We start from the raw sequence: 14,046 nt of genomic DNA, 5'->3' as shown, positions 1-14,046 counted from the left end.
GGATCACCATGCCCCCCACCCCCCACCCGGCCCCGATACCGGGCGCGCGACGCGCCGCCCGTATCGCCGTGGCCGCGGGCCTCGTCGCCGCGCTCTCCGCGGCCGGGCCTCTGCCCCTCGCCCTCGCCGCGGACGGCGCCACCGTCACCGCGGCCGACCCCGGCGTCAAGTCCGCCCACGACAAGCTCGGTTCGGACGACGCCGACCTCCTCGCCCAGGCCAAGGCACAGCGCGCCAAGACCGTCACGATGATGATCGCCACGGCGCCGGGGCAGACCGAGAAGGTCGCCCGGGAGCTGGACGCCGTCAAGGGCGGCTCGGTGGGCCGTACGTACGACAAGCTCGGCTACGTACGCGCCACCGTGCCGACCGGCAGGGCGGACTCGGCCATCGCCGCCGCCGCGAAGCTCTCCTCCGTGCAGGCCATCGACCTGCGCGACGAGATACCCCTGGAGGAGCCGGACCTCGACAGCGGCGGCAAGTCCGGCGCCTCCGCGGCCACTTATCCCGGCCCGGACGAGAACACCCCCGCGAAGAACCCGTACAACCCGTCCTTCGAGACGGGCGCCGTCGACTTCGTGAAGAAGAACCCGAAGGCCGACGGGCGCGGAGTCACCATCGGTGTCCTCGACACCGGCGTCGACCTCGCCAGTCCCGCGCTGCAGAAGACGACGACGGGTGAGCGCAAGATCGTCGACTGGGTGACCGCCACCGACCCCCTCGTCGACGGCGACGGCACCTGGCGGGCGATGACCACCTCCGTCACCGGGCCCAGCTTCACCTACGGCGACAAGACCTGGAAGGCGCCCGCGGGCGAGTACCGGATCAGCACCTTCCGCGAGGCCGTCACCACCCAGGGCGAGGTCAAGGACGGCGACGCCGACGGTGACGTCAACCGCGACGGTGACAAGACCGACGACTGGGGCGTCCTGTACGACGCGAAGGCCGGCACGGTCACCGTCGACGTCGACGACAACGGCGACTTCACCGACGACACCCCGATGAAGCCGTACAAGGACGGCTTCCAGGTCGGCCACTTCGGCACCGACGACCCCGCCACGGACATCGACGAGAGCCAGGACTTCGTCGTCGAGATCCGCAAGGACGTCCCGATGGACCCGCTGGGCGGCGACTGGGTCGGCAAGAAGGCCGACTTCGTCAACATCGGCCTCACCGCCGGTTCGCACGGCAGCCACGTGGCCGGCATCACCGCCGCGGGCGGCCTGCTCGGCAGCAAGCACATGAACGGCGCCGCCCCCGGCGCGAAGATCGTGTCGTCCCGGGCCTGCGTCTTCGGCCCCGGCTGCTCCAGCGTCGCGCTCACCGAGGGCATGATCGACCTCGTCGTCAACCGCGGCGTCGACGTCGTCAACATGTCCATCGGCGGCCTGCCCCCGCTGAACGACGGCAACAACGCGCGTGCCGAGCTCTACACCCGGCTCATCGACACCTACGGCGTCCAGCTCGTCATCTCCGGGGGCAACTCCGGCCCCGGCGCCAACACCATCGGCGACCCCGGCCTCGCCGACAAGGTCCTCTCGGTCGGCGCCGGCGTCTCGAAGGAGACGTTCGCCGCCAATTACGGCAGCGGCGTGGCGAACAAGTACCAGCTGTTCAACTTCTCCTCGCGCGGCCCGCGTGAGGACGGCGGCTTCACCCCGACCGTCGTCGCCCCCGGCTCCGCGGTCAGCACCATCCCGGCCTGGATGCCCGGCGCACCCCTGGCCGAGGCGGGCTGGAAGCTGCCGGCCGGCTACGCCATGTACAACGGCACGTCGATGGCGGCCCCGCAGGCGGCGGGCGCGAGCGCGCTGCTGCTGAGCGCCGCGAAGCACAAGGGCATCGACCTCACGCCCCAGAAGCTGCGCACCGCGCTCACCTCGACCGCCCACCACATCGAGGGACTTCAGGCGTACGAGGAGGGTGCCGGCCGCATCGACGTCCTCGACGCCTGGAAGGCGGTCAAGGCGGGCGCCACCGCTCACGAGTACGCCGTGAAGGCGCCGGTCGACACCGCTCTCGACCAGGCGCTGAAGACGCCGGGCTTCGGCACCGGCATCTACGACCGCGAGGGCGGCCTCAAGGCCGGGCGGAAGAAGTCGTACGACGTCACCATCACCCGTACGTCCGGACCCGCCGGCCCGGTCCCGCACACCCTGCGCCTGGCGAACAACAAGGCCCGCACCTTCTCGATCCTCGGCCCCAAGGTGGTCGACCTGCCGCTGAACAAGGCGGTGACCGTCAAGGTGCAGGCCGCGCCGAAGCACGCGGGCATCAAGAGCGCGATCCTCGTGGCCGACGACCCGCGGACGGTGGGCGTCGACCAGCAGATCCTCAACACCGTCGTGGTCTCCACGCCGGTGAAGCACACCTTCACCGCCTCGGGCTCGGTGCAGCGCAACAACTTCAGGTCGTACTTCGTGACCGTCCCGGAGGGCGCGAAGTCGCTCCAGGTCACGCTCGGCGGGCTGAAGGAGGGCAGCCTGACGAAGTTCAGCGCCATCAGCCCGTACGGCGTCACGGCCGCCGACGACGACCCGAACACCACGGACATCGCCTCCTACGCGGACCCGCTGCCCGGCGTCTGGGAGATCGAGGTCGACGCGCGCCGTACGTCGGCGCTGTTGGACAACCCGTACAAGCTGAACGCCACCGTGTACGGCGCCTCCTTCGACCCGGCGTCCGTGACCGTGCCGGAGGCCGAGGTCGGCACGCCGGTCGCCGCCTCCTGGACGGTGACCAACAAGCTGGAGGCCGTGGACGGCACCCTCAAGGGCGGCGCGCTCGGCTCGTCGAGGACCACGCGGCCCACCATCGCCGACGGCGCGACGCAGACCAGCACGATCGGGTTCCCCGAGGGCACCACGTCCCTGGACGTCGCCATCGGCAAGGTCTCCGACCTGGGCGCCGACCTCGACCTCAACGTGTACGACGCCGAGGGCAACCTCGTCGGCCAGTCCGCGGACGGCGACTCCGAGGAGGCCGTCTCCATCGCCGCCCCGGCCGCCGGCACCTACACCGTGGAGGTCGTCGGCTTCGAGGTGCCGTCCGGCTCGACCGCGTACGAATACCGGGACGCGTTCTTCTCGTCCTCGCTCGGCTCGGTCACGGTCGGCGAGGCCGCGGTGAAGCTCGGCACGGGCGACTCGGCGAAGGTGTCGGCGAACGTCACCGTGGCGCGGGCCGTGCCCGAGGGCCGGCAGCTCTTCGGTGAGGTACGGCTGGTGAACACGCGCGGGACGACCGCGGGTGTGGGCGGGGTGACGATCGAGAAGGTCACGCCGTAGTCGTCGTACGTACGACAGCGGGGCGGGTGTCCGGTGCCGGGCGCCCGCCCCTTTGCTGTGCCCAGGTGCTTCAGCCCACGTTGAGCCCGGCCAGATCCCCCAGCGGCAGCGTGTGCTGGGTCTGCAGCACCTTCGCGCGCAGGTAGCGGACGTTGTCCGGGGTGGCGAAGACGCCGGTGGGGACGCGGTCGCGGACCTCGATGCCGAGGGCGCGCAGCTGGTCGGCCTTGTCGGGGTTGTTGGAGAGCAGGTCCAGTTCGCCGATGCCGAGGGCGGTGAGCATCTGGGCGGCGGCCGTGTAGTCGCGGGCGTCCTCGGGGAGGCCCAGGGCTGCGTTCGCGGCGTAGGTGTCGAGGCCCTGGTCCTGGAGGGCGTACGCGTCGAGCTTGTTGTAGAGGCCGATGCCGCGGCCCTCCTGGCGCAGGTACAGCAGCACGCCGCCGTGCTCGGCGATGCGCTCGACGGCCTCGCGCAGCTGGGGACCGCAGTCGCAGCGGGCCGAGCCGAAGACGTCGCCGGTCAGGCACTCGGAGTGCAGGCGGACCAGGGGGGTGGTGCCGGGGGCCGGGTCGCCGAGGACGACGGCCACGTGCTCCTGGCCGTCGGCGAGTCCGTGGAAGGTGACCAGTTCGGCGTCGGCACGGTAGCCGTCGTGGAAGCGCAGCGGGACCCGGACGCGGGCGCGCTGGGTGGCGGCGGCGGTGAAGTCGGGCATGCGGGTTCTCCGGGTTCCGTCCGTGGGCCTGCTGCTTCAGATTTGAAGCAGCTCCTCGGTCCAGGACCCTACCCCATGCTTTAAATTTGAAGCAACAGGTTTGTCATGCGCGTCACGTACAACCCGTACAAGGGGCGTTACGAACAGGATTTGCCGGAACGCCGCCGCCAGGGCACCTCATCCGGCGTCGCGTGCGCGCTGTCCCCCTGGAACCCCTCGCCGATCGCCGTGAAGATCTCCTCCAGCTGTCCGACCTGCTCCGGGGTCAGCCGGTCGAAGAGCAGCGACCGTACGGTCTCGACATGCCCCGGGGCCGCGCCCTCCAGGACCCGCATACCCTCGTCCGTGAGGGTCGCGATGCTGCCGCGCTTGTCCCAGCGGCAGTCCTCGCGCCGCACCAGGCCGTCCTTCTCCAGCCGCGAGACGCCGTACGTCAGCCGACTGCGGGTGATCTTCAGGCCTTCCGCGAGGTCGGTCATGCGCAGTCGGCGCTCCGGAGCCTCGGACAGGGTGGCGAGGATGGAGTAATACAGGTGGGGCATGCCGGCTTCCTGCTGGAGCTGCCGGTCCAGCGCGTCCTCCACGAGCGCGGCGGCGGCGATGTACGCGCGCCAGGCGCGCTGCTCTTCGGGAGTGAGCCAGCGAGTCGTCATGCGACCAGTGTAGGTTTGTTTCAAACTTGAACCAAGCCTGAGATGCCGAGAAGCCGAGCCGGAGAGCGCGCCGATGCCGTCGTACCCCTACGTCCTGCTGTCCGCCGCCGTCTCCCTGGACGGCTACCTCGACGACACCACCCCGGAGCGGCTGCTCCTGTCCAGCCCGGCCGACTTCGACCGGGTCGACGAGGTACGGGCGTCCGTGGACGCGATCCTCATCGGCGCCGGCACGATCCGCGCGGACAACCCGCGGCTGCTGGTGAACTCCGCCGAGCGGCGGGCGGCGCGGGTCGCGGCGGGGAAGCCGGAGTATCCGCTGAAGGTCACGGTCAGCGCGTCCGGCGAACTGGATCCGACGGCGAACTTCTGGCACACCGGCGGCGAGAAGGTCGTCTGTACGACGGAGAAGGGCGCGGAGCGGCTGCGGCGGGCGCCGGTCGCGGCGGACGTGGTCGCGCTGGGCGCGGAGCTCGACTGGCGCGGCCTGCTGGAGCACCTGCGCGAGGTGCGCGGGGTGGAGCGGCTGATGGTCGAGGGCGGTGGCACGATCCACACGCAGCTGCTCCAGCAGGGGCTGGCGGACGAGCTGCAGCTGGTGCTGGCGCCGCTGTTCGTGGGGGACCCGGACGCGCCGCGGCTGTTCGGGCCGGGCGGGTACCAGGGCGGACGGCTGCGCCTGCTGGAGACGCGGCGGATCGAGGACGTCGTGCTGATGCGCTACGAGCCGACGGCGCCGGGCGCCGGAGTCCTCCCTGCCGCGGCCGACCGGCACTGGCTGGCCTTGGCGTGCGAGCTCGCCGCGCAGTGTCCGCCGTCGGATACGGCGTTCAGTGTGGGGGCGGTGGTCGTGGCCGCCGACGGGACCGAGCTGGCCCGCGGGTACTCCCGGGAAGGGGGCGATCCGGTGGTGCATGCGGAGGAGGCGGCGCTGGCGAAGATCGCGCCGGGGGATCCGAGGCTGGCGACCGCGACGGTGTACAGCAGCCTGGAGCCGTGCACGCGCCGGGCGTCCCGGCCTGTGCCTTGTGCGCGGCTGATCCTGGAGGCGGGGGTACGGCGGGTGGTGACGGCTTGGCGGGAGCCGGACACATTCGTGGCGGGGGCCGACGGGAGCGGTGTGCTGGCGGGGGAGGGGGTGGACGTCCTGGTCCTGCCGGAGTACGAGGAGCGGGCGAAGGCTCCCAACGGTCACCTGCTGACCTGATCCGGCTGCCGGACGGGCTGAAACCTGGTGCCGCGCCGTCCCCGTAAAATCGATCCCACTGTGTCTGACTCCCTCAACGCCCCAGAAGCCGACGCCCCCGGCACCCCCGGCATCCCCGAGCAGCCCGGCGCCTCCGAGCAGCCCGGCGCCTCCGAGCAGCCCGGCCTCTCCGGCGAGCATGCCCCTCACCTCCCGGGTGTCTCTATTCGGCACACCCGGGCCAAGGGCGAGCCCCGGTTCCCGGACGGGCCCAAGGCCGATCCCGCCGGGTCGCACTTCGAGCGGCGGATCCGGAGTTTCCAGCCGCGGCGGAGCAGGGTGACCGCGGGGCAGGCGGACGCGTTGCAGCGGCTGTGGCCCAAGTGGGGGCTGGACATCGACGGGCAGCGCGTCGTCGACCTCGGTGAGCTGTTCGGGAACAGCAATCCGGTCGTTCTGGAGATCGGCTTCGGGATGGGGGAGGCCACGGCCCAGATGGCCGCCGCCGATCCCGGCACCAACATCCTCGCCGTCGACGTGCACACCCCCGGTCAGGGCAATCTGCTGGGCCTCGCCGACCGGAACGGGCTCACCAACCTGCGCGTCGGCAACGGCGACGCCATCATCCTGCTGCGCGAGATGCTCGCCCCCGACTCGCTCGACGGGCTGCGCGTCTACTTCCCCGACCCCTGGCCCAAGAAGCGGCACCACAAGCGGCGCCTCATCCAGCCCGAGTTCCTCAGCCTCGCCGCGACCCGGCTGAAGCCCGGAGCCCTCGTGCACTGCGCCACCGACTGGGAGCCGTACGCCGAACAGATGCTCGAAGTGCTGACCGCACACCCCGACTTCGAGAACACCCAGGCCGACGGCGGGTTCGCGCCGCGTCCGCAGTCCCGTCCGCTGACCCGTTTCGAGGGGCAGGGACTGGACAAGGGTCATGTGGTGAACGACCTGCTCTTCCGCCGCGTACAGCGGTAGGAACAGCGGGAAGAACAGCGGGAAGAACAGCACTTACAAGAGCGCGTACAAGAGCACCGACAACAGCATCTGCAGGGCATCTAAAGCAGCATCGACAGCACCCCCACCGGCGCCGGAACCCCTCGCGCTGCTGCGGGCGGCGCCCCCGTCTCGTTAGGGTCAATGCCGTGGCCACCTGTCCCCCGTACCCGACGCACCCCACCGGTCCCGCCGGCGGCGCACTGCGGCACGCGCACTGGTGGCAGAAGCGCTGGGTGCGTTACGGCGCGCTCAGCACCCTGCTCGCGCTCTCCGGGCTGGTCATCCTCGCCCTGGTGCGTGAGCAGACCGGCACCGAAGGGTTCCTGGTCGGACTCGGGCTCGCCGTGCTGCCGGTGCCGCTGCTGGTCGCCTCCTTCCGGTGGCTGGACCGCGTCGAACCGGGCCCCTGGCGCAACCTGCTGTTCTCCTTCGCCTGGGGCGCCTGCGCGGCGGCGCTGATAGCGATCGTCGCCAACAGCTTCGCGACCAGATGGATAGCGACCGCGACGGCCGATCCGTCGCACGCGGACACCCTCGGCGCGACCGTCATAGCGCCCATCGTGGAGGAGACGGCCAAGGCGGCCGCCGTCCTGCTCGTCTTCCTCTTCCGCAGACAGGACTTCACCGGAATCGTCGACGGCGTGGTGATAGCCGGTGTCACCGCCACCGGCTTCGCCTTCACCGAGAACATCCTCTACCTCGGCACCGCCTTCGGCACCGACCAGCTCTCCGGCGACAGCGGCATCGCCTCCGTCACCGCGGCGACCTTCTTCGTCCGCGTCATCATGTCGCCCTTCGCGCACCCCCTCTTCACCGTCCTCACCGGCATCGGCTTCGGCATCGCGGCGCTGTCCGGCCCACGACAGCACCTGCGCCGCGTGCTCCTCCCGATCTCCGGGCTGCTGCTCGCCATGGGCATGCACGCCACCTGGAACGGCTCGTCGGCCCTCGGCGAGTACGGGTTCTTCGCCGTCTACGCGGCCTTCATGGTCCCCACGTTCGGCCTGCTGACCTGGCTCGTGATCTGGACCCGGCAGCGCGAGCTGAGGACCGTGCGCGAGGAACTGCCCGCATACGTCGCCGCCGGGTGGCTGACCCCGGGCGAGCCGTTCGCGCTCGGCTCGATGCGGGCCCGGCGGGTGGCCCGGCAGTACGCGCGGCGCCACGGCGGGCGGGAGGCGGCCCGGGCGGTGGCGCAGTACGAGGCGTACGCCACGTCGCTGGCGTTCCTACGGCACCGGGGGCGCCGCGGACGGGCCGGCGCCGACTTCGTCGTACGGGAACGGGAGTTGCTGCACGAGCTGTGGGGGCGCCGCGCTTTCGCACGCCCCGCGCTGAATGCCGCGCAGGTCTGGCCGACGTATGGATATCCGGCGCCGGGTCACTGGCAGCCGTACGGACAGATGTACGGACAGATGTACGGGCAGGGGTACGGAGGGGTGCCGTACCCCGCGTACAACCCGTATCGGACGTGACCGTAGTAGGCGGCGGGCGGGCCGGTGTCGGTCTCGCCCCCGCCGCCCCTACCCGTCCCGGCCTTCAGGGGCTGCGCCCCTCCGACCCCGCCAGGGGGCAGCACCCCAGGCGGGCTGAAGGACTCAGGCCGACGCGGCCGTCAGCTTCTCCAGCTGCCCGTCCGTCAGCCTCAGCTCCGCCACGCCCAGCAGTGCCGGCAGCTGCTCGACCGTCCGGGCCGAGGCGATCGGGGCCGCGACCGTCGGCCGGGACGCCAGCCAGGCCAGGGCCACCGTGGCCACCGGCGCCTCGTGGGCCTGGGCGATCTCGTCGAGGACGGCGAGCACGTTGCGGCCCCGCTCCGTCTCCAGGTACCTGCCGGCGCCCTGGGCGCGCGGGCTCCCCACCGTCGTACCGGCGCGGTACTTGCCCGTGAGGAAGCCGGACGCCAGGGCGTAGTACGGGACCGCCGCGAGGCCTTCCCGCTCGGCGAGGTCCTGGAGCTCGCCCTCGTAGGTGTCGCGGGAGACCAGGTTGTAGTGGGGCTGCAGGGCGACGTACCGGGCGAGGCCCTCGCGGTCGGAGAAGTCCAGGGACGCCCGCAGCCGCTCGGCGGAGATGTTGGAGGCGGCGATGTGCCGTACCTTGCCCGCCTTCACCAGCTCGTCCAGCGCGCCGATGATCTCCTCGACCGGGACTTCGGGCTTGTCGAAGTGGGTGTAGTAGAGGTCGATGCGGTCGGTGCCGAGGCGGCGGAGCGAGGCGTCCGCGGCGGCCTTGATGTTGGCGGCGGACAGGCCCTGGAAGTCGGGGTGCTGGCTGACCTTCGTGGCGATGACGACGTCGTCCCGGTTGCCGCGCGCCCGCAGCCACTTGCCGATGATGGTCTCGGACTCGCCGCCCGCGTTGCCCTCGACCCAGGCCGAGTACGAGTCGGCCGTGTCGATGAAGTTGCCGCCGGCCGCCGTGTAGGCGTCGAGGACGGCGAAGGACCGGTCCTCGTCGGCGGTCCAGCCGAAGACGTTGCCGCCGAGGGAGAGCGGGGAGACCTCGAGGTCGGAGGAGCCGAGCTTGCGAAGAGAAGTCATGCTCGACATCAACGCGCTTGGCGGAGCCCGGTCTTCCGGGACGCCCGCAAATTTCCCGTAAACAAGCGGACCCCGGCGCTCCGGAAACCGGCAGCCCTGACGTGGGGGGTAGCCGTCAGGACCGCCGGGGGATCGGAACCGGGATCAAAGGCCGGGGCATCCGAAACGCGGTCTCGGAAGCGGGTGAACCTCAGGGCGTGAGGCCCTTGCTCTGCAGCCACGCCATCGGGTCGATGCCGCTCGTGCTGCCGTCGGGGTGCACCTCGAGGTGGAGGTGGGCACCGGTCACGTTGCCGGTGGCGCCCACGCGGCCGATGACGTCGCCCGTGTTGACCTTCTGGCCCACGCTGACGCTGATCGAGGACTGGTGCGCGAACCAGAGCTCGGTGCCGTCGTCGAGGGTCAGCACGGTCTTGTAGCCGTACGAGCCGTCCCAGCCGGCGAACGTGATCGTGCCGGAGTGGACCGCCTTGATCAGCGTGCCGGACGGGGCGGCGAAGTCGAGGCCCGTGTGGTAGCCGGACGACCAGTAGGCGCCGGCCTGACCGAAGGTCGAGGTGATGGTGTACGAGGAGGTCGGCAGCGTGTACTGCTTGGCCAGCTCGGCGAGGCGCTCGGCCTCGGCCTTCTTGCGGGCCTCCTCCTCGGCCTTGGCCTTGGCGGCGGCGGCCTTGGCCTCGGCCTCCTTCTCCGCCTTGGCGGCCGCGGCGGCGGCCTCCTTCTCGGCGGCGGCGACCGCTTCGGCGGCGGCCTTGTTCTGGATCTGGTCCTGCTGCTGCTCGACCTGGGCGATGATCCGGGCCCGCAGCGCCTCACCGGCGTCGCTGGTGCCCTGGGTGGTCTCCTCGGTGGTCTCGCCCATGGTGCTCAGCGCGGTCGCGGAGTCCTCGGCGGCGGAGGAGTCGTCGTCGGAGATCAGCGGCAGGTCGGGCATGGTGATGGCGACCGGCGGCTTGCCGCTCTGCGCGCTGGCCATGCCGCCCGCGCCGACGGCGGCTATGACGCCGACGCCGAGAACCGTGGAGCTGCGCGCGAGTCCCCCGCCGCGCTGCTTGGCGACGCGATGCCTGCCACGGACCGGACGAATGGACTCCGCGGTGGGGTTCCACTCCTCGAACGGGCCCTCGTCGGTGCGGTAGCTGTCGTAGCCGAAGGTGTCGGTGCTGCGCTGACTCGGCACGAACGGGGCTTGCGTAGCAGGCCTGTTGGACGCCACGTGGGCGTACTCCTTTCCTTCCTTCTCGCCTACCGGGTTAGCTGACGGGTTCGGAGCAGGAAGGTCTCCTACGCGCGTATACCGTCCGTGACTTCACGGCGGAATCCGCGCGATTCACCCCAGGGTGGTGGTTCCCCGGCTCCCTTGCGGGATTCGGCGCGTGCGCACGGAGCCATCTCTTGTGACGGCTGGGACGACCGCGCTGCGTTATCGAACGTTAATAGACGCGAGGTGCGGATTCCAAGCTGTTCCGCTTGATCATTAACTATTTTCAGCGGGACTTAGGGGTCATGAGCGGCCTAAATCGGGCGAGTTGGCCGAGGCTCGGGAGCCACACAGGTATTGACGGTATGTCAGTTGTTATGCGGAGGGCGGTCGCCCGATCACCCTTGGTGAGAACGATCACGGTCGTCGTACGGCGATGAGGGCCATGTCGTCCGCCATCCCGTCCCCGGAGTGCCGGCGCACCTCCGCGGCGAGCGCACCGAGGAGCGCGGCCGGCTCGCGCTGTGCGTCGGCCCGCTGCCCCGCGAGACCCACCTCGGGGTCGTAGAACCGTCCGTTCTCGTCCCGCGCCTCGGACAGGCCGTCGGTGTACAGCAGCAGCGTGGATCCGCTCACGAAGTCGGCCTCCTCGGCCCGGTCGGGCCAGGCGCCGAGCTCCGCCATGCCCAGCGGCAGCGCGGGCTCGGTGGCGAGCAGCGAGCGCACGCTGCCGTCGGCGTACAGCAGCAGGGGCGGTGGGTGCCCGCGGTTGACGAGCCGCACGATCCCGTTGCCGTGCGGCAGCTCGGCGAGTACGGCGGTGGTGAACCCCTCGTAGGACTCGACTCCCTCGCGCCGCATACGCTCGCGCGCCAGCGCCCGCTCCAGCCGCTGTGCCACTGCCTCCAGAGTGGCCTCCTGCTCGGCGGCCTCCCGGAAGGCCCCGATGACGACGGCGACGGCCCCCACGGCACCCATGCCCTTGCCGCGTACGTCCCCCACGACGACCCGTACACCGTGCGGGCTGTCCTGCACGGCGTACAGGTCACCGCCGATGGAGGCGCCCTTCTGCGCCGCCTCGTACCTGGCCGCGATCTGGAACCCTCCGATCCGCTCGGCGGGCTCCGGCAGGACGGCGCGCTGGGCCGCCTCGGCGATCTCGCGTGCGGAGGCGAGGCGCTCGTTGCTGCGGCGGACGAGAAGGTTGATGAGGACGGCGAGCACGCAGACGACCACCACGGTGACCAGCTCGGTGATCACCTCCGCCCGGGGGAGGCCGCCGAGATGAATGCGGAGCCCGAGCAGTACGGCGAAGGCGACCAGGCCTGTGACGACCGTGCCGCGCTGCGTGTAGAGCGGGGCGGCGACCAGGGGCGCGGCGGTGAAGAAGGGGGCGCCGGTGAAATCCGTCGGGGTGGCGTAGTCGTACACGCCCCCGGCCCCGATCGACAGGGCCGGCAGCAGCCGGACGAACCGGCGTGCGTACGAGATCCGCCGTTCCTCCACGCCACCAGCGTTTCCGAAGCGGGGGCGGAGGGCGAGTGGGGAGGGCCGACCGGGCGAGTGGGGCCGACGGGAGTCGGGAGGGGGCGCGGGAGAAAAACACTCAGGGCCGGAACTGAACTGATCAGTTCCGGCCCTGAGCCTTCAGTAGCGGGGACAGGATTTGAACCTGCGACCTCTGGGTTATGAGCCCAGCGAGCTACCGAGCTGCTCCACCCCGCGTCGGTGAGTCCATAGTACGCCATCCGCAGGACTCGAAGCACACGGCTTTCCACGGCCTGCGTCTGACCAGCACTTCCGGCCTGTCTGGCGCTCGAGGAGAAGGCGCCGCCATCCCTGGCCCCCGCCCACCCGTAGGGGCTTCCGCTTCTCGACGCCGGTCCGCGTCATTCAGCCCGTCCGGCGTTTGAGGACGAGGCCCTTTCGGGGCCGAAGCGGGGGTCCAGGGGGCGGCAGGCCCCTGGCGGGGTGGAAGGGGCGGAGCCTCTTCAGGATGGGACGGGTAGGGGCGGCGGGGGCGAGAAAACCCCAGGCAGCCGGCACCGGCACCGCACCCACCCGCTCAAACACCCTCCAGCACCGCCACCACCCGCCGCGCAACCTCCCGCCCGATCGGCAGCGAGGCCGTAGCCGCAGGACTCGGCGCATTCAACACATGCACCGCCCGAGCCCCCTCCCTGATCAGAAAGTCATCCACCAGCGACCCGTCCCGCAACACCGCCTGCGCCCGCACCCCCGCCGCCGCAGGCACCAGATCATCGGACGTCACCGCAGGCAACAACCTCCGCACCGCCTCCGTGAACGCCCCCTTGGACACCGATCGCCGCAGCTCCCCCGCCCCGTACCGCCAGTGCTGCCGAGCCATCCGCCACACCCCGGGCCAAGCCACGGTCACCCCGACCTCCCGCGGCCGTACGACCCCCCACCCGTACCCCTCCCGGGCCAGCGCCGGCACCGCGTTGGGCCCGATGTGCACATCCCCGTCGATCCCGCGCGTGAGATGCACCCCGAGGAACGGGAACGCCGGATCCGGCACCGGATACACCAGCCCCCGCACCAGCTCGGGCCGCGCCAGCGAGTAGTACTCGCCCCGGAACGGCACGATCCGCACCCCCGGCTCGTCCCCTGTCATCCGGGCCACCTCGTCGCAGTACAGCCCGGCACAGTTCACCAGCACCCGCCCCCGCACGACGTCCCCGCGCGTGGTCCGTACGGCGACCCCCAGCTCCGCCCGCCGGTCGACCCGCTCGACCTCGGCGCCGTACCGGATCTCCGCCCCCGACGCCTCGGCCAGCTGCCGGGCGACCCCGACGAAGTCGCACACGCCCGTCGTCCCGACGTGTATCGCCGCGAGCCCCCGCACCTCGGGCTCGTACTCCGAGATCTGCGCGGCGCCCAGCTCCCGCACCGGAATCCCGTTCTCCCGCCCGCGCTGCACCAGCGCGTGCAGCCGCGGCAGCTCCTCCCGCTCCGTCGCGACGATCAGCTTGCCGGTGACGGCGTGCGCGACGCCGTACTCCGCGCAGAACTTGACCATCTCGGCGGCGCCCCGCACCGCGTACCGCGCCTTCAGCGACCCAGGCCGGTAGTAGATCCCGCTGTGGATGACCCCGCTGTTGCGCCCCGTCTGATGCCGGGCGGGCCCCGGCTCCTTCTCCAGCACGGTCACCCGCGTCCCCGGCGCGGCACGCGTGATCGCGTACGCGGTGGACAGCCCGACGATCCCCCCACCGATCACGAGCACATCACAGTCGTAGCCGACAGACCGCACCTGCCCCGCCACCTGCACCACCTCCGGCTTCGATAGTGCACTGCGCCACTGACAACGCCTTCAAACCCAGGGGACTGCAGCGCCGGAAAAGGGGCGCGGGACTCTGCTGATATGCGGCCCCACCCGCGTGGGCGCGATCAACCACGGACAACCTGCACCTGCAAGCGACAAAAACCAGGCAGACGAGA

Annotated in this window: 10 protein-coding genes, 1 tRNA gene and 1 riboswitch; of the genes, 4 read left to right on the top strand and 7 right to left on the bottom strand. The window is 71.2% G+C overall.

Translation table 11 applies throughout. The features are described from left to right. Positions 1–8 precede the first annotated feature (8 nt). A complete protein-coding gene (locus ACZ7L6_RS29590; RefSeq protein WP_471929114.1) occupies positions 9–3,287 on the top strand; it encodes a S8 family serine peptidase in 3,279 nt (1,092 codons plus the stop codon). Between the two features lie 70 nt (positions 3,288–3,357). Here the strand turns inward: ACZ7L6_RS29590 and ACZ7L6_RS29585 are convergent, their stop codons facing one another. Both ACZ7L6_RS29585 and ACZ7L6_RS29580 read right to left on the bottom strand, forming a co-directional pair. After that, positions 3,358–4,002 carry a GTP cyclohydrolase II gene (locus ACZ7L6_RS29585; protein ID WP_471929112.1) on the bottom strand — a complete coding sequence of 215 codons (645 nt, stop codon included), beginning with the start codon at positions 4,000–4,002 and terminating at the stop codon, positions 3,358–3,360. 137 nt (positions 4,003–4,139) lie between these two features. Next, positions 4,140–4,655 carry a MarR family winged helix-turn-helix transcriptional regulator gene (locus ACZ7L6_RS29580; protein ID WP_471929110.1) on the bottom strand — a complete coding sequence of 172 codons (516 nt, stop codon included), beginning with the start codon at positions 4,653–4,655 and terminating at the stop codon, positions 4,140–4,142. A 73-nt stretch (positions 4,656–4,728) separates the two neighbouring features. On the opposite strand from ACZ7L6_RS29580, the gene ACZ7L6_RS29575 reads away from it, so the two are divergent. The 3 genes from ACZ7L6_RS29575 to ACZ7L6_RS29565 all read left to right on the top strand — a co-directional run bounded on the left by ACZ7L6_RS29575 (position 4,729) and on the right by ACZ7L6_RS29565 (position 8,315). Next, entirely contained in the window at positions 4,729–5,862 is a 1,134-nt protein-coding gene (locus ACZ7L6_RS29575) for a dihydrofolate reductase family protein (RefSeq protein ID WP_471929108.1), read from the top strand. A 60-nt stretch (positions 5,863–5,922) separates the two neighbouring features. Further along, positions 5,923–6,819, top strand: coding sequence for a tRNA (guanosine(46)-N7)-methyltransferase TrmB (gene trmB / locus ACZ7L6_RS29570; protein ID WP_471929106.1), 897 nt, complete (start codon positions 5,923–5,925; stop codon positions 6,817–6,819). A gap of 167 nt (positions 6,820–6,986) precedes the next feature. Continuing rightward, positions 6,987–8,315 carry a PrsW family intramembrane metalloprotease gene (locus ACZ7L6_RS29565; protein ID WP_471929104.1) on the top strand — a complete coding sequence of 443 codons (1,329 nt, stop codon included), beginning with the start codon at positions 6,987–6,989 and terminating at the stop codon, positions 8,313–8,315. A 123-nt stretch (positions 8,316–8,438) separates the two neighbouring features. Here the strand turns inward: ACZ7L6_RS29565 and ACZ7L6_RS29560 are convergent, their stop codons facing one another. The 5 genes from ACZ7L6_RS29560 to lhgO all read right to left on the bottom strand — a co-directional run bounded on the left by ACZ7L6_RS29560 (position 8,439) and on the right by lhgO (position 13,858). Next, positions 8,439–9,383: an aldo/keto reductase gene (locus tag ACZ7L6_RS29560; protein ID WP_471929102.1), complete on the bottom strand. Its 945-nt coding sequence runs from the start codon at positions 9,381–9,383 to the stop codon at positions 8,439–8,441. Between the two features lie 190 nt (positions 9,384–9,573). Beyond that, positions 9,574–10,599, bottom strand: a complete 1,026-nt coding sequence (locus ACZ7L6_RS29555) for a M23 family metallopeptidase (protein ID WP_471929100.1) — start codon at positions 10,597–10,599, stop codon at positions 9,574–9,576. 11 nt (positions 10,600–10,610) lie between these two features. Next, a riboswitch (cyclic di-AMP (ydaO/yuaA leader) is annotated at positions 10,611–10,768 on the bottom strand. 233 nt (positions 10,769–11,001) lie between these two features. Beyond that, positions 11,002–12,090 carry a PP2C family protein-serine/threonine phosphatase gene (locus tag ACZ7L6_RS29550; protein ID WP_471929098.1) on the bottom strand — a complete coding sequence of 363 codons (1,089 nt, stop codon included), beginning with the start codon at positions 12,088–12,090 and terminating at the stop codon, positions 11,002–11,004. 145 nt (positions 12,091–12,235) lie between these two features. Continuing rightward, a tRNA-Met gene (locus ACZ7L6_RS29545) sits at positions 12,236–12,309 on the bottom strand. 340 nt (positions 12,310–12,649) lie between these two features. Further along, positions 12,650–13,858, bottom strand: coding sequence for an L-2-hydroxyglutarate oxidase (gene lhgO, locus ACZ7L6_RS29540; protein WP_471929421.1), 1,209 nt, complete (start codon positions 13,856–13,858; stop codon positions 12,650–12,652). Between the last annotated feature and the right edge of the window lie 188 nt (positions 13,859–14,046).

The sequence above is a fragment of the Streptomyces sp. NPDC107522 genome, assembly GCF_055657525.1.
The sequence above is the reverse complement of the archived record's forward strand: the minus strand, read 5'-3'. Positions and strand labels throughout refer to the sequence as shown.